This window comes from Sphingobacterium sp. DR205, from assembly GCF_011064245.1.
Taxonomy (GTDB): domain Bacteria; phylum Bacteroidota; class Bacteroidia; order Sphingobacteriales; family Sphingobacteriaceae; genus Sphingobacterium; species Sphingobacterium athyrii.
This window is the reverse complement of sequence record NZ_CP049333.1, coordinates 5,115,065-5,132,556: the sequence shown is the minus strand read 5'-3', so window position 1 is coordinate 5,132,556 and position 17,492 is coordinate 5,115,065. Positions and strand designations below refer to the sequence as shown.

Genomic DNA, 17,492 nt, shown 5'->3' with positions numbered 1-17,492 from the left:
GTTATACTATAAAAGTACAGTTAATCGGGGTATCATCGGCCTAACGAAAGCTTAATGAAAGCCTAATAAAAACCTAATAGGTATCTTGAATCGGTAAATAGATGCTATTTTTAAACTATGAATAGCCTCAATAGAAATATATATCCTTGGGCATTTGGGACAAGTTTCTTGATCTTAACTGCCCTAATCGGCTTTTTGATTTTCAATACCTATCAACTTGAAGATAAAAACTATCAGATTGGACAGCTCAATCTGATCCAAAATGAATATGGTACAGCCATTATGGATGATAAGATTTTTCCCGGGGGGGATGCTGTATTTCAGGCGGAACTGGTTCCGTATCTGCAGACCTGGTTTAGGAAAGTCATGGCCCATTCGCCAGATGCACAACAGTACGGCAAGCAAAGGATGGAACAATTTCTCGCTAGCATGCGTAAAAAACAGTCGCTGGACAGCCTCTTTTATCAGATCGTTCAGCAGCAGCAGCTCGATACAGCACTGGTTTATTTATTTCATTTTGATGAGCTAGAACTCTACAATCCAATAGACAGTACCTGGAAGGTGTTTTATAAAAGTACGAATGCTAATTATATGTCGGCCATCAGTGGCTCACTCAAACAGGGATCGCTCAACAATCGGGTATTCCAGTTGGCCGTCAGCGACAGAGCTCCGATTCCTTATCGTTTTACTTATAGTCTCTATGTGGATTATGAAAACCGGAACTGGCGGATCATACAACAAATGGCGCCCGTATTTTTACTTTCCTTGGCTTGTATAGCTCTTATTGTGCTGCTGAGCTATAGAACCTACAGAAATTGGGTCAATCAACGTAAACTTGTCGATCTGAAAACAAGTTTCCTGAATCATATGCGGCATGAATTCAATACACCATTGACAACAATCTTGGTCAGCGCGCATAGCCTGATCGATCGGGAGACTGATCCGGACAATAAAGAGGTAGCTCAGTTGGGGCGTGTGGTCGAAAGGCAGGCAAAGCGGCTTAAGGACTATTTTGAACAAGTGATGGGATCCGTTGCTTTGCAGGAGCAGCAGGCCAAAATTGTACAGGTTCCCCTTGACTTATTTACGATGGAGATCTTACACGAACTGCGACTGCGTTACCAAGGAGAAATTGAAATTGACTATACGCCACTAGGGGAGGAGCTGTTATTGCAACTGGATGAAGGGTATTATTTTTCAATACTTGACAATCTGATCTCAAACGCCATCAAATTTAATGACCATTCCACCAAGACCATTCGATTGAGCTGGGAGAGGAAAGTTGAACAATATTGCCTGAAGATTGAAGACAATGGGCGGGGAATTGCTCCATCGGATAGGAATGCGCTATTTACGGCCTTCTATCGCGGACAGTCTTCGGGGGGTAAACCCGGACTTGGATTAGGATTATACTATGTAAAATCTTGTTTGGATCGCCTAGGTTGGAAAATCTGTTTGGAAAACAGGCCCGGGGGCGGTACTATTTTTTATATTTACATTGACAATGGGGATTTCAATAGCAAAAAAAAGGATTGATATCCTGCTAATCGAGGACGAACCTGATCTGGGCGAGGTTTTCTCACGCTATCTCCGCTACAAGGGATTTAGTGTGGTGTGGGCTTGCACAATGAAAACCGGACTGGAAGCCTTTGAGGAGCACGTGGCTAAATTGCTGATTATAGATGTGCAGCTACCGGACGGAAATGGTTTTGATCTCGCTCAGGATATTGTGCAACTGAAGAAGGGACAGCCGATTTTCTTTTTGACAGCCTTGCACGAACGAACTTCACGCCTCCAAGGACTGTCCCTGGGGGCGGTGGATTACATCGCTAAACCCTTTGATATGGATGAAATATTGCTTAAAATTCGCAATTTATTGGCCGTAGCTGCTGCTCCTGTACCGGATGATGTGTCTGAGACCGGACTGCGGATAGGTCAGCTGTGGCTCGATATGGAGCGTTATAGCTTGTCGGATAGCGAAGGAAAAGCACAAAAGCTGACCATCCGCGAAGCAGAACTGCTGCGCCATCTGATCTTACATAAAAATCTGTTGGTCAACAAAAAGGATCTTCTTTTGTTATTCTGGGGGAATACAGATTTTTTTAATGGCAAAAGCCTGGAGGTTTTTATTTCGCGTATTCGTAAATTGCTGCAGGTCGATAAGATGCTACATATCGAGAGTATCTATGGTGCCGGTTATATTTTACATGAAAATAAGTAGGTTTGACAATAATGATATGATGTACGCAAATATCCTCAACAATGTTTCCAAGTGTATAATACTTACAGAAGAAGAGATAACACAATTTACTGATTTGTTGACTACACGCAAAGTCCCCAAGAAAACCATGCTGCTGCAGGAGGGGGAGATCTGCCAGTTTGAAGGATATCTCCAGAAAGGCTGCGTTCGGATCTATTATCTTGATGAAAACGGTTTTGAGGTAACCTTGGCCTTTGCAGTCGAAGATTGGTGGATCAGTGATATCGCCTCCTTTCATTACCAAATACCGTCGAGTTTGTATATGGAAACATTGGAAGAATGTGAATTCCTTATGCTGACTCCGGAGACTAAAGAAAAACTGCTGGATACTATTCCAAAGTTTGAACGCGTCTTTCGTATGCTGGTACAGCGTAGGCTTGCTGTGCTACAAAATAGGCTGATCCACACCATGGCCAAACCGGCCACTGAACGCTATCTTGAATTTATCGACTTATATCCGACGATATCACAACGGGTGCCACAATATTATATCGCGTCTTATCTCGGTGTTTCACCCGAGTTTGTCAGTATAATAAGGAAAAGACTTGCTACAGGTAAGTAAGATGCGCATGGTGTCTTTTTTGATGATTAAAAGTGTGGAAAGCACCACTTCGGCCTGTATTGGAAAGAGGAGGTCCATACAACAATACGAAATAATGGTGGGCTAATAATCTTTGTCGGCAGCTTGGCGTAAGGTCGAGAGCACAATATTTTTTAAATGAGCTTTTGGGAACATATCATCTGAGCCGTATGGAAAATGAAAATTCAAAAAAGCAAACAATATTTGTTATCTTGGGAATAGGTTCCGCTTTTCGTACGAGGACGGCTTATTGCTATATGAATTGATAAAATTGAATATGATCAATATGGAGGAAAAAGATTTTGGAAAGGCTTTTTTATATTCCTGTTATGTGGATAAGGCTTTTGGTCATGAACAGTTTATCCCTGAACATGCGGTGCTGTTCCAGCTATCCGGTGAGACACATTTTGACCACGAAAAGGGAAAGCTGGTGACAAAGGAAGGGCAGATATTGGTCGCCCGGAGAAATCAACTGGCAAAGGCGTTCAAACACCCTTCGAAAAATTCCGCTTATCAGTCTATCTCCATCATGCTCCATGCAGACCGGCTCAAGAAATATGCCCTGGACCATCAGCTCTCTTCAGATAGGAAGCAGCAGTCGGATACGAATATTCTTCTGGAGGGTGATGTCTTTATCAAAAGTTATTTTGAATCATTGGCGCCTTATGCGGAGGCTTCGGACCGTGTCAGCCCTCAGATGGAAACCATCAAGATCTACGAACTGATCACCTTGTTACTGGAAAGATATCCATTCCTAAAAGACCTGTTGTTTGATTTTTCCGAACCGTTTAAGATTGACCTGGAGGAATTTATGTTGAAAAATTATAAGTATAATGTTCCTTTGGAGAATTTTGCCAAATTATCCGGTCGTAGCCTAGCAAGCTTTAAACGCGATTTTGAAAAGATATTCCGCACCTCGCCCCGCAAATGGCTACAGGAAAAACGTCTTTCGGAGGCATACTATCTGATTGAGAATAAGCGGAAAAGACCTGTGGACATTTACCTCGATCTTGGTTTTGAAAACCTCTCCCATTTTTACGCTTCCTTTAAAGAGAAATTTGGAATAACACCAGCAACAATTAATTCAATCGCTTAATCAGTTTTTCCACCAATAGCTGTGGCCACTGTCGGTATCATCCAGATCAACTACTTCACCGATGCGTGGGGTAAGCAGGGTTTGTTGCTGTATTGATGCTTCTTTGGAAATACGCTCTAAGGGTTCGTACCAGGCATGATTGGCTAGGACAAATTTGGAGGAGTGCACGGGTAATAACTTGGCTGCCTTTAAATCTATAGCCGCCTGTACCACTTCTTCGGGCATCATGTGGATGTATTTCCAACTCAGATCATATTGTCCATTTTCGAGGATGGCCAAATCAAATGGGCCCAGCTTGTCACCGATTTCTTTAAAATGGGTATCGTAGCCACTGTCTCCGCCAAGGTATAATCTGCGGCTTGGCGTCACAAGCACATAGGAGGCCCAGAGTGTGTTAGCCGACCAGATGCTGCGACCGGAGAAATGCCGTGCCGGTGTGACTGTTACATGAAATCCATTTCCCAGATCGATCTCTTCCCACCAATCTTTTTCAATAATCTGATCGTTACGATAACCCCAATATTCCAGATGTTCACCTACGCCAAGTCCAACGATTATTTTGCCGACTCGGGGTTGCAGTGCTTTGAGCGTTTTGTAATCCATATGATCGTAATGATCATGGGAAATAAATAGATAATCGATGGCCGGAAGCGCATCTGCTGTTGTTACATCAGCGCCCGCAAAGGCTTTGCCACTGCCCGGTATAGGCGAAATGCTGCCGCTTAGTACCGGATCGACAAGGATAGTTTTTCCGTCTGCACGCAAAAGATAGGAGGAGTGCCCCAGCCAAACCAAACCATGGGATCTGGTAAAAAGACTGTCCCAATTGACTGGAACCGAAGGTATCTTATGTTTGGGGCTAGTCTCGCGTGATTTTTTGAAGAAATAATCAGAAAGGGCTACCGTCCAGCTTTGTGTCAGCTGTGGTGTTGGGCTGCTGTTGCGAAATTTTCCATCCTTGAATTGCTTCGATTGTTCGATACGTTTAAGTCTTTCGCCTGAGGGTCTTTTACCAAATTGGGGATGCATCATATAGCCGGTGATTAATCCGATGAGAACAACAAGCGTTAGGGCTGACCATTTCAAAAATCGGAAGAAGCCTGCGGCTTTGTGCTTTGTTTTCATCTTTACTTGTTTTTACAATACAAAAATAAGTAGCCCGGTAATCTTTTGTTTTTGTGTAAAGCTCAATTTTAATGTGCTGTACGGCTCATGGTCCTCCGTATGCGTTTACTGCGTTGTTCAAGATAAAGTTACCGTAGATCTATTCAGCTGGTTACAGAAGTTGATTAACGAGAGCTAATATTTTTTTTCCATCCAGTAGCTTTATCCGTGTTAATCATGTATCAGTTTTATTAGGTTTAAAATAAAAGCCTTTGCGATTTGATCGTAAGGCTTTCTATAAAAGTTGAGCCAACTTAAAAAACTATTTTGTTGACAATAAACGCTATTGGTCTACAGATTTTAGCTGATCAGGATAGGGAACCTGTTGTCCAGTAGCCTTGTAAGTCGGCAGCTGTGCCTTCCATATCCGAAGTTGATCGGAAAGTAACTTGCTGAGTGCTTTTGTTTTCTCCTTCATTCGGGGAGCGAGGTTGTTGCGTTCACCGATATCCTCCTTCAGATTGTAGAGCTCTAATTTCCCCTGTTTCATGTCATAAAGCAACTTGTAGTCGCCTTGGCGTAGCGCCGAAAAGAAATTGATACCCGGACCATCCGGAACAGTCCATTTATTGGGTATATTCCAGATAAGGGGACGGTTATTCCATCGGTCGTCATTCTTGCCTGCTAGCAGACTCGTCAGATCCTTGCCATCCGGCTCGCGCTGTACGAGTTGATAATCCTTTATTTTTGCCATATGGAGAATCGTTGGAAATAGGTCTTCTACCATAACGGGTGTAGGATTACTGCTCGGTTCATGCCTGCTGGCTTGTTTTATCAGCAGTGGAATACGTATGCCCCCTTCGTAAAGAGAACCTTTGCCCGCTTTGAGCGGCAGATTCTGTGTATGGACTTCTCCCGAACGCTGGGGGCTGAGACTGAGCCCGCCATTATCGCTCAAAAAGATAATAACCGTATTGTCGTAAATGCCTTTGTCTTTTAGAAACTGGACAATATCGCCAATACTTTTGTCATAGCCTTCCACCAAAGAGGCATAAGCTGCTTCAGTAGAGTCCAGACCCCGGTCGAGGTAGCGCTGTACAAAACGCGGATCGGGCTGAATTGGGACATGAACAGCATAATTGGAAAAATGGAGGAAAAAGGGTTCCTTGCGACGAATAGGTTCCTCAAGTGCTTTCAGTGCTTCCTGCGTCAGTGCCTCCGTCAGAAAAGTGGATGACCCATGGTATTCCATCAGGTCCGGTACAGCCTGATAACTGGTTTTGCTCGGAAGGTTGCCATAGTTCTGTTCGCCATAGTAATTTTGTGGATGTCCCGCCGAATGGCCGGCCACATTGACCATAAAACCCAAATTAAGCGGACTGGCGCCAGGTGTGCCAGCAGATCCCCAATGGGCCTTACCGATATGGATGGTGTAGTAACCGTTAGACTTAAGGATGCTGGGAAATGGTGTCGCATATATGGTATGAGGAATATTTGGTACCGGACTCAATCCATTGATGTTCCAGTCAGGTGGATTAAGGATCTCATCGTTGCTGTCGGTAGCTGTATTGGCTTTCGGATGTGTCCAATTCGTTACCCGGTGATGTGCAGCATTTAACCCTGTGAGAAAGCTCACCCGCGAGGGCGTGCATACCGGCGTAGCATAAGCATTGGTAAACTTAACGGCATCTTTGGCCAGTGATTCGATATGTGGTGTATGAAACTTCTCGTTAATAGCTGTTTTGGTGGAATAGAATGGTTCGGACATGTCCTGCCAGCCCAGGTCATCCACAAAAAATACCACAATATTGGGGCGTTCATTCGTATTGAGATCCTGTGACTGATTGGCCGACTGTGCCAGGCATCTTAGTCCCACACTGCTAAATAACAGCAATAAAATCAGGTTGCTGTTGTTTTTAAAGGATATCATAGCGAAAGATGAAATGGTTTGCCATCGATGGTGTTATTCGAAATTTCATCGTGAACGACGCGCTCGAAGAATAAAGGTTTTTTATTCCAGTGGAATGCCGGATACGCCCTGTTTGTCCTGATCCGATTGTTGCGAAAAACTAGACCATCCACGGATTTCGCATAGAGTATGGGTTTATCAAAGGTCTCAAAAAGATTATCTTCGATGACTATACCGCTATGAAAATACTTTTGTTGATTTTTGAGGTCAGGAATTTCAGGATAGACCGAGATAATCGCATTGGTAAACTGAAACATATTGGTCAGCGCATTGATAAATGTATTGTGCCGGATCACAATATCATGACAGCTGCCGGTCTCATACCAGCCGTTGGCATCGCCGCAGAGTAGGATTGCAGTGCCCGAGGTATGGTCAAAAAGATTCCCTTCGACGAGGGTTTTTCTCGGTGTACTGAACAAAGCCCCGCGTGCACGATTGTGACGAATGGTATTGTCGCTGAAAACAACGCGAGGTGTCCAGGTGAGGTTTTCAATACCGATAGCTGTTTTCGCAGGATCTATTTCCGGATCGAGTGCCTGTTTGAACGTAATCTTAAATTCACGGACCGGATCATCCTCTTTGTTGCGCAATATCTGAATGGATTGAATCTGGTTTTTCTGGTTCCAAAGTTCCATCGTCCCTGATCGGATAAACTGCACCGTGTCTCCGGCATCACCCCAGTCAAATCCGTAGGATTGGTCATGCATATAACGGCCCACCAGTGTTTTATTGTCCAGTCTTGTCGTGATGTTGAGATAAGTGCCGTGGATGTTAATGGCATCGTCCATCATATTTTCGTATAGCCCATTTTTAGAGACAATAACACCTTTACAACCTGAAAAATGGGTCGCGTCAGCTTGTGCGGTAAAATACCGGGGATCTTGATCACCGCGCAGTGCCACTTGGAATCTGTCGAGGCTGATATTTTCGGTGAGCTGAGCCAATAAGCCCATGCCTTCCGCATAATGCACGCTGATATTTTCAAGTCGAATATCTTTTCCTTTATGGACAAAAACACCGGGGTTGGGGCGATGTCCTGCACGCATGGCCACGACGGTGCCCGGAATAAGCTTTGGATTTTTCCATTGCTCGGCTTGGATAATACCCGGCGAAAGCTCGGTTACTCTTTTTGTTCCTACCCCAATATCACTGGTATTGTAAACGATGCGTTTGGTTTTTTCCTCAAAGGCGATTCCGGATGTTGGACGCATGGCCCAATCTTCGCCGGTATTGTAAAATACACTGTCTTTGATTGTGTAAGTCACCCAGGGAGCTGTCTTGTAAACGATCGTGCCATTGATCGTGTCATTCTTCAGGATCTGGACCTGACAGATCTGTGGGCGTTCAAAATCTATATGGATATTTTTAAGGGTCAGATTTTTATTTTCGATCAATGCAATCGGCAACATCCGGCCATGATAAATGAAATCTGAGCCCTGGCCATCGATCGTGAGGTTGTTGCATTGTTCGAATGCGATACCTACTATCTTGGGATTATCCTGATCGTGGTTGGAAATATAGTATGTTCGTGATAATGCGCCCTCGGGATAAAAGTCATAGCGTCCTTTTTTGAATTTTAAAATGAGAGACTGATTTCTATTGGCCTTTCTGAGAATTGTCTGAAGGACTTGATTGATTGTAGCAGCGCTATTGGTCCCGGTATTGGGAAGTACACCATAATCGGAAAGATAAACGATTTTGGGGGCTTGTGAAGCAATGCTGTTCAGGTAAAAGCATGTTGCCAGTAAAGTAATCAGTGTCGATCGTACCCAGCACGTATGTAATTTCATATTGATTGATGGTTTATGCGCTATTGTAGCCAATTGGATGAATGCTTGCCGAATATAGGCATTATCCCTTAACATCCCAATTCCACTCTGGTCCGTAGCAATATTTTTACCCGAATGGAAGCAACACCGGAGACCATCATATCTCGTTGTTGGTAACGAAAAATAGACTGTTTTGACGAGCTGTAGATAATTGGAGAAATGTTCGGTTTCTCTCTAAAATTTTATAATTGAGATCAGGCTAAATCTAAATTGTGAAGGGAACAGTATGCCTTTTATCATCATAGTGAACTTTCGCAAAAAAAGCGAGTTCATTGATTGGCCGCGTTCGATCTGCATAGACCGCCTGGAGGATCATGCTGATGGTAGTATTAAACAAGTAAAACAAACGGGCCTCCTGAAAGGACCTAAATAATGGATACGGAGGGAATAAATGTGGTCAAAAAAAATTATCTTTAAGGGCGAAACGGATGTTTGGCCCTTAAACCATTAATCACTTAATAATTCTAGAATGCTAAATAAGAATATCAATCTGAAACATAAAACCTTTCTACGGACAGTCTGTTGTTTTTCTTTTTTGTCTATCTTTTTGCTAAAAGGTTTTTCCCAGTCCCAAAAACAAAAAGATTTTGTGGATTATGTCAATCCATATATGGGTAATATCAGTCATTTACTGGTGCCAACCTACCCGACTGTCCATCTGCCTAACAGTATCTTGCGGGTCTATCCCGAAAGGGACGATTTTACCTCGGATCGTCTGTATGGCCTTCCACTTATTGTTACGAGCCATCGTGGATCGTCGGCTTTTAATCTAAGCCCAATGCTGCAGTTGCCCAAGGAGCTTAAACCTGTGCAGTTGTACAGTTATGATCAGGAGGAGATTAAGCCTTATCGTTATTCAGTTGTTTTAGATCAGGAAGATATTAAAGTAGATTATGCGCTGTCTCATCAGTCGGGCATGTACACGTTTGCTTTTCCGAGCACAGCGACAACATACCTGCAGTTCAATTCACGCGACGGGGAATTGAACTGGGATGGACAAGCTCTTTCAGGCAGTCAGGAAATTGGCAATGGCACACGTGTGTATATCTATGCCGTTCCTGATATTCAACCAACTGGAGTTAGTAAACTGCAGGGTCAGCAATTAGAAAAAGGTATGGACGCAAAGGGCAGAAATGCTTGTCTTGTCCTGCAATTTGACAAGGCAGGAGCGAATTTAAAAATCAAGTACGGCGTTTCCTTTATTGACGCAGTACAGGCTAAAGCAAATCTGAACCGTGAAATTGCTGATTTTGATCAAAAGAAACTAGCAGAAAATGGCCGTAAAATCTGGAATCAAGCACTCGGAAAGATTGCTGTGGAAGGCGACAGTGAATCGGACAAAAATGTCTTCTATACCTCTTTGTACCGCACTTATGAGCGGCCGGTCAACATTTCTGAAGGGGGGCGTTATTTTAGTGCATTTGACGGCAAAGTACATTCGGATGAAGGTAAACCTTTTTTTACAGATGACTGGATATGGGATTCTTATCGCGCCCATCACCCCCTACGCGTTCTTCTGGACCCAGCGTCAGAATCGAATATTCTCCATTCCTTTGTGCGGATGTCGGAGCAGATGGACAGGCCTTGGCTGCCGACTTTTCCAGAGATCACAGGAGATAGCCGCAGAATGAATTCCAACCATGGCGTAGCAACTTTACTGGATGCCTATCGGAAAGGGATTCGTGGTTTTGATATTCAGAAAGCATATCTGGCTGCAAAAGGAGCGATTACCGAAAAAACCTTGGCGCCATGGTCGGGCAAGCCTGCAGGAAAAATGGATGAATTTTTCAAAGAAAAGGGCTATATTCCGGCTTTGCACCCGGGCGAACAGGAAATTTACCCAGAAGTACATGGCTTTGAAAAACGTCAGCCTGTAGCGGTTACCCTCGGCACTTCTTATGACTTGTGGTGTCTCGCGCAACTGGCGAACGAATTGGGTATAAAAGCGGATTATGATCTGTTTATGAAGCAGTCTTTCAATTACCGAAATCTGTTTAATCAACAGACCAAATTTTTCCACCCCAAAGATGAAAAAGGTAATTTTATCATGCCTTTTGACTATGTCTTCGCCGGAGGACAAGGAGCCAGGGGGTATTATGGTGAAAATAATGCTTGGATCTACCGCTGGGACGTACAGCACAATATCCCCGACCTGATTAAGTTGATGGGTGGCAACCAGCTGTTTGTCCAATATTTGGATGAAATGTTCCAACAGCCGCTGGGACGTTCCAAATTTGATTTCTATGCACAATTACCGGATCATACGGGGAATGTCGGTCAGTTTTCGATGGCCAATGAGCCGGCCCTTCATATTCCGTACCTCTATAATTATGCGGGACAACCCTGGATGACACAAAAGCGTATCCACAAACTAATTGGCGAGTGGTTTAGAAACGACGTGATGGGGGTACCGGGTGATGAGGATGGTGGTGGTATGTCTGCTTTTGTTGTTTTTTCACAGATAGGTTTTTATCCTGTTACACCCGGACTGGCGTCCTATAGCATTGGATCGACATTTTTCAGGAAAACAACGTTAAGCCTGCCGAACGGAAAATCTTTTGTGATCATCGGAAAAAATGCGTCAGCAAAAAATAAGTATATCCAATCGGCTACGTTAAACGGAAAACCATTGAATAGTACACAGCTAAACCATGCGGATATCCTGAACGGTGGTACGCTTGAATTTGTGATGGGGGACAAAGCGAACAGAAACTGGGCAAATTAATCCTGATCGAAAGAAATAGAGAAGGTATTACTATAATTTAAAAAACTGGCATAGACCGTTGGAAGTGCTTCCAACGGTTTTTTTATTTACCTATTATTGGTTTCGGAGACAGATCATAGGCTCTCTATTGTGACCATTGTTGACAAGTCGGTCCTACAATGATAAAGATTTGCGAAAGAATGCACTTAACAGAAACATAATACTAAACACACACTGCCCACATATTTCTTTAAGAATTTAGTACCGGAAGCATAATGTCCTGTAATTGGCCTGGAAATGCTTCCCTGCCATTGTGACCGATGAAAGGAATGTTCCTTTGCCGGTCATACAGAGAAAAAGAACTAGGATCGAAAATTTTGACCAGGGGTGAATTATACGAACTTATCAGACCGCGAATTATTGGAAAGCTGTTGTCAGGATGACGACTTGAAAGCTTATAATGAGCTTGTGGCCCGTTATTCCCCAAAATTGTATGCAACATGTCACTTGTATCTCAATGATGCCTTTCTTGCTGAAGAAATTGCACTAGATATCCTGTTCTGGCTCTGGAAAAAACGCCAGGAGTTTAGTATTCCTGATAATCTAAATAATTACCTCCATCGAGCGGCACACAATGCTGTGATTAGCCAATTGCGCAAACAGCGCCGCAATATTGTGGAAACAGTGGCGGATTATGCCGAAACTACCGCGGTGGAATACCGCATGGCCGATTATGCAGTGAGCTGTCAGGAGGAAGAAGAACAGTATCAGAAGCTTTTGTCTGGACTCAGTTCCCAGCGTAAAGAGGTTTTTGTACTCAGCCGTGAGCAGGGCTTCAGTTACAAGGAGATTGCACAGAAAACCAACCTATCTATCAACACCATCGAAAATTATATGGTCGCTGCACTAAAACATTTTCGTAAAGGAATCTTATCTCTTCTGCTACTGTTTTTAAATCTATTTTTTTAATTTTTATTTCTCAATATCAGTTAGTTGTGTTTTTTTTTGATTGACCGTAGGTGGTACAGTCTCATTTCTGCGCCTTTATATGTGAAGAAGCAAAAAAATGGACGAACAAATAATCACAAATGAACTGTTAAAGCGATATCTGCAGGGAAAATGCACTGTTGCAGAACAGCAGCTTATCGCAGATTTTCTGGACGATCCGAACAATTTGATCCTGCTACATCAGATCATGGCTGAACAGACAAACAGTCTTTGGGATTCTTCGGCAGATGTTCCACAGCATGATCGTGGGCAAATTACAGTTTGGCAGCGTCGTCTGCATGAAAGGATGGAAGAGGAGCAATTGATCCCATCGGATAAAACCAAGCCGAACTTACGTAAAAGAGGTATTATCCCAATCCGACAACGGATACAATGGTATGCTGCAGCTATCCTGTTATTTGTTGGACTGGGAGCGTTGCTCTGGTTGTGGATCCCTCAGGGAGCCAAACCGTCAGAGCAACTTGTTCATCAAAAGAACCGTATCACTCCCGGCAGTGACAGAGCTATCTTGAAACTGGCAGATGGATCGACGATCTCTTTATCAGATGCTGCCAAAGGAAGCATTGCAGATCAAGGTGGAGTGAAAGTACAAAAAACAGCCGAAGGTGAAATTGTTTATGCCGCTGTAGATAAAAGAGCATCCACACAATCCTATAATAGCATCAACACGCCCAATGGCGGACAATATCGTGTCACACTGCCTGATGGAAGTAGGGCATGGCTCAATGCGGCATCTTCACTGACCTACCCAGTGGAATTTGAAAAAAAAGAACGTCGGGTAAAAATGACCGGCGAAGTCTACTTCGAAATAGCCAAAATCACTAACGAAAATAAGGAACGCGTACCATTTTTTGTCGAGACCGATAAACAGGTGATCCAGGTATTGGGAACCACCTTCAATGTCAACGCTTATGCCGATGAACCTTATGACTGTACAACGCTGTTGGAAGGGAGCGTACGCCTCGTTGCCGCACATAGCGGGAAATCAGAATTGCTCAAACCCGGACAGCAGGCATTGGTCGGAAACAATATGCTGCTCTCGGAAGCAGATATACAACAAAACTTAGCCTGGATAAATGGGTATTTTATATTCCGTCGGGAAGACTTAGGCGGTATTCTGCGCAAGATCGCCCGATGGTACGATGTCACGGTGGAATGTCCTCCTGAATTAAGCACAATGAAATTTACGGGAAAGGTATCCCGAAGTCAATCGCTATCGGCGGTAACGGAAATGATCGCTTCCATCAATAAGGTGAAACTGGAGATCAAAGAAAGGAGGATTATCGTGAAGAAATAATTACCCATTACCATGACATTGGATAAAAAATAAGCGGCGATGCTACCAACATCACCGCCCGAAATAGCTAAAGTCATTAAAAAAGATGTGTCGTCAATTTTTAACATTTACTATAACTACAAGACAAAAGTATGAATTTTCATCAAGTCATGCGTGTTATGAAAATCACCATGGTATTATTAACCTGTGTACTAGCACATTTAAGTGCAGCTACATATGGTCAGCGCCTAACTATTAATAAGCAAAAGACCCTTTTGGCTGATCTGATGGAACAGATTAGCGTACAAACGGGGTATGATTTTTTTTATGACGCGGAGATCTTTGATCATGCACCGCGCATCACGATCAATGTGGTGAATGCACCCTTGGAACAGGTGCTGGAACGCTGTTTTGAAAAACTTCCTTTTGCCTATACGGTCAAAAATAGGATTGTAACCATTCGCCGTACAGGACCGGAAGATCCGGTGGACGAAAAAAAGCCTGTTCGTTTGTCCCAAACCACCACGGTCCGTGGCCGGGTACTGGACGGGAGTACAGGACAGCCACTGGCAGGGATTTCCATTAGTGTCAAGAATACCAAAAATTCAACCTCAACAGATGTAAATGGAAATTTTTCCATCGCGATCTCCGGTCAAAATGGGGTGCTTGTCTTTACCTCACTGGGCTACCAACGGAAAGAACTTAGTGTCACTGCACAGCAAGCTGATATAACCATACGTTTGCAGTCCCTAACGACTGCATTGGAGGAAGTTGAAGTCACAGTGCAGGCCCGAAAAAGAGCGAATACCGAAGCTTCAGTGCTCGAAGAACGCCGCAAAGCATCCATCGTACAGGATGCGATCTCGGCTCAATTGATCGAACGTACCGGTAGTATCACCACAACACAGGCCTTGCAACGTGTGACTGGGGTGACCATAACCGACGATAAATACGTGGCGGTACGTGGACTGGGCGACCGCTCGGTGATCGGACAGTTGAATGGCGTACGGTTGGCATCCTCGGATCCTGACCGCAGTGCTATCCCATTGGATCTTGTTCCGGCGTCTTTATTGGATAATATTACCGTCTATAAGACCGTCACACCGGATAAGCCTGCCGATGCGGCTTCGGGCATCGTCGAACTGAAGACCAAATCGGTGCCAGAAAAGATGACGTTTGAAGTGATCGCGCAGACAGGCTTCAATTCCAATATCGGAGTTGGCGGCAAGTATAACAGTTTCTGGAATAGCGATATGGGCGTATTAGGTACGGCAATCAATAAGAAAGATCTTTCCAAAGACTTTCTGAATCTATCCAAACAATACCCCAATGGCCTCAGTTCGATTCAGCAGCTGATTGCCTCGAGCAATTATAGTCCTGAAGTGCGCCAGGAGGTCAATCGCATCAATGGCATTATGCAGGGATTTGACCCCGTATTGACCTCACAGACCAAACGAGCACCACTCAATCAATTGTATTCCGCTACGTTCGGTAACAGTTACACCCTTTTTGATAAACATAAATTGGGCGTGATTCTCGGCGGAAACTATTACCGACGCACAAGCAATATCTACGACGGAGACCTGACACAATATAGCATTTACCAAGGTGTGGTCACAGGTAGCCCCTATATCTATAGCCAGCGCAAGATCCCTAATTTTACCACCACCAATAATATTGTGATGGGCAAGTATCAGACCTACAAGGAAAATACTGGTGTCGAGACGCTTAATTATGGCCTATTGGGTGGTCTGACCTATCGCTTTAACCCGAGACATGAAGTGAGTTTTCAGTATCTGGGCAGTTGGGGCGGGGAGAATAAGGCAACGAACCTGCGTGGCGGATATTACTATGCGGGTTTACCGGGTGAAGTAAACAGTACCACCTACTCGCTAAAGCAAACCTTCCGCACGCTACATACCTTTAATCTACAAGGAGAACACAAATTTTTAACAAGTGCATATTCACCACGGTTGAGCTATAATATGGCGTCATCCAAATCCAACCAGAATGATCCGGATTACCGCTTTGTCAATATGGTGGATTACAAACCGCGCTATGGCGGTGCCATTGAGCGGCCAAGTATTGCCCATCTCCCGAATACGGGGAATGTAGACTATGTTTATACCGAACGCTATTATGCGTTAAGCTCGGGTTATGTCAATGGATTTGGTCCTTTCGGTATTCTTCAGGCTGATCCGAATGGACGGCGCTGGCGGAATCTGGACGAAACCAACTATAATTACAAAGCTGATCTGACGATTCCTTTTAAGTTATCGGGCCATAAACAGGAATTAAAAACAGGATTCAACTACCTGAACCGTGAGCGGAAATTTGGGGAAAACGTACTGTTTCTGCCGGGATCTAATTTTACAAGTTATGGTGCTTATGGTCCTGGTAAATTTTCCTCAATTCCACTGTATGATGTGGAAGGTAATCTAGATCGCCTGGTCAGCAATGAGGTGGTCGGTGTGCGCGTACCCACAGGCGGGGTAGGTGAAGGTGACTTTCCCGTGGGGGGCTTCTTGTACAACATCCAGAAATCACCTAACAATTACACCGGATTTTACGAAACCAATGCGTTCTATGGAATGCTGGACCTGAAACTGACGGATGAACTTCGGGTCGCCGGTGGATTGCGGTTTGAAAATACCAATATCCAGTCCGCGGTGGATACGGCGAATGTATATCTGGATCCATCCCTGACAGCAGCCAATGCAAACGGGACCGTAAACCTGAACCCACAGAATCCAAATTCGGCCTATAAACAGGGCTACAAACCGTATTATTCAGTCAATGCAACGTATACCCTCAACGATAACATGAACTTTAGGGTTGCATTCAATACCACACTGGCGCGACCTGAATTACGGGAAATTACCAATGTTTACGAATTTGACGCTTTCCAGATGGGCTTGGTCGTCGGAAACAGAAACTTAAAAAACCAGTCGACCAAAAATCTGGATTTTCGCTGGGAATGGTTTCCCAATAGCGGTGAAGTCATTGCTGTTTCGGCCTTTGGGAAAGAAATCAATGATCAGTTGGTGAAGGTGTTCAGCCTACAGACACAGGGACTTGCCGCTACTTTTCCGGAATTTCCGATCATTCAATTTCAGAACGACCCCAACCGGGGCCGGGTCTATGGAATTGAACTGGAACTGGTGAAAAACTTAGGCTCATTCTGGCAACCCGCACAGGATTTCTTCTTGGGGTCGAACCTGTTGCTTGCGCAGAGCAATATTAAGAAAACACCGGAACGGCTTGCTGCCAACTGGTCTATCGACCGGAATGCACCGACCAATAGCCCGCTCTTTGAACAGGCTCCCTATAGTATCAATGCCTGGCTGAATTATAACAATAAAAAATGGGGCACGGATATCACAGCGACATACAATACGGTAGGCGAAAGGCTGGTACAGATCAATCTTACCGGAGAGCCGGATCTCTATACGCGGCCATTTTCCATGATGGACCTGGTATTCAGTCAAAAGTTGAATAAGAGGTTGCTCGTTAAAGGTTACGCAAAGAATATCCTGAACCCGGCCATCAAAACGGTTTATGCCAATCCAAATACAGGTGGCAAATGGTATGGACGCGAATACCTCAACCGGAGCTACAAACGCGGTACAGAAATTATGGTTGGATTTACCTATAACATTTTATAAG

The 17,492-nt window shown here is 44.1% G+C and carries 11 protein-coding genes; 8 read left to right on the top strand and 3 right to left on the bottom strand.

Features of this window, described 5'->3' with window-relative positions; translation table 11 throughout:
* Positions 1-117: 117 nt before the first annotated feature.
* The 4 genes from G6053_RS22070 (at position 118) to G6053_RS22055 (ending at position 3,936) form a co-directional block, all read left to right on the top strand.
* Positions 118-1,536 carry a HAMP domain-containing sensor histidine kinase gene (locus tag G6053_RS22070; RefSeq protein WP_108635651.1) on the top strand — a complete coding sequence of 473 codons (1,419 nt, stop codon included), beginning with the start codon at positions 118-120 and terminating at the stop codon, positions 1,534-1,536.
* Positions 1,505-2,221 (top strand): response regulator transcription factor, encoded by a 717-nt coding sequence (locus G6053_RS22065; protein ID WP_108635652.1) that lies wholly within the window; start codon positions 1,505-1,507, stop codon positions 2,219-2,221. The genes G6053_RS22070 and G6053_RS22065 overlap by 32 nt, the downstream gene beginning before the upstream one ends.
* 16 nt (positions 2,222-2,237) lie before the next feature.
* Complete coding sequence (locus G6053_RS22060; RefSeq protein WP_241254806.1) at positions 2,238-2,822, top strand: Crp/Fnr family transcriptional regulator; 585 nt, start codon at positions 2,238-2,240, stop codon at positions 2,820-2,822.
* Between the two features lie 295 nt (positions 2,823-3,117).
* Positions 3,118-3,936 (top strand): AraC family transcriptional regulator, encoded by an 819-nt coding sequence (locus G6053_RS22055; RefSeq protein ID WP_206531796.1) that lies wholly within the window; start codon positions 3,118-3,120, stop codon positions 3,934-3,936.
* On the opposite strand, the gene G6053_RS22050 is transcribed toward G6053_RS22055, so the two are convergent.
* The 3 genes from G6053_RS22050 to G6053_RS22040 form a co-directional block, all read right to left on the bottom strand.
* Complete coding sequence (locus tag G6053_RS22050; RefSeq protein ID WP_165308501.1) at positions 3,937-5,061, bottom strand: MBL fold metallo-hydrolase; 1,125 nt, start codon at positions 5,059-5,061, stop codon at positions 3,937-3,939.
* A 322-nt stretch (positions 5,062-5,383) separates the two neighbouring features.
* Entirely contained in the window at positions 5,384-6,970 is a 1,587-nt protein-coding gene (locus G6053_RS22045; RefSeq protein ID WP_165308500.1) for a sulfatase, read from the bottom strand.
* Positions 6,967-8,799, bottom strand: coding sequence for a hypothetical protein (locus G6053_RS22040; protein WP_206531795.1), 1,833 nt, complete (start codon positions 8,797-8,799; stop codon positions 6,967-6,969). Before G6053_RS22040 ends, G6053_RS22045 begins: the two co-directional genes overlap by 4 nt.
* Positions 8,800-9,307: 508 nt before the next feature.
* Between G6053_RS22040 and G6053_RS22035 the strand changes: the two genes are divergently transcribed.
* From G6053_RS22035 to G6053_RS22020, 4 genes are all read left to right on the top strand, one after another.
* Positions 9,308-11,563 carry a GH92 family glycosyl hydrolase gene (locus G6053_RS22035; protein WP_165308499.1) on the top strand — a complete coding sequence of 752 codons (2,256 nt, stop codon included), beginning with the start codon at positions 9,308-9,310 and terminating at the stop codon, positions 11,561-11,563.
* Between the two features lie 366 nt (positions 11,564-11,929).
* Positions 11,930-12,511 (top strand): sigma-70 family RNA polymerase sigma factor, encoded by a 582-nt coding sequence (locus tag G6053_RS22030; RefSeq protein WP_165308498.1) that lies wholly within the window; start codon positions 11,930-11,932, stop codon positions 12,509-12,511.
* Positions 12,512-12,608: 97 nt separating this feature from the next.
* Positions 12,609-13,847: a FecR domain-containing protein gene (locus G6053_RS22025; protein ID WP_165308497.1), complete on the top strand. Its 1,239-nt coding sequence runs from the start codon at positions 12,609-12,611 to the stop codon at positions 13,845-13,847.
* Positions 13,848-13,978: 131 nt separating this feature from the next.
* A complete protein-coding gene (locus G6053_RS22020; RefSeq protein WP_241254805.1) occupies positions 13,979-17,491 on the top strand; it encodes a TonB-dependent receptor in 3,513 nt (1,170 codons plus the stop codon).
* Position 17,492: the final 1 nt, after the last annotated feature.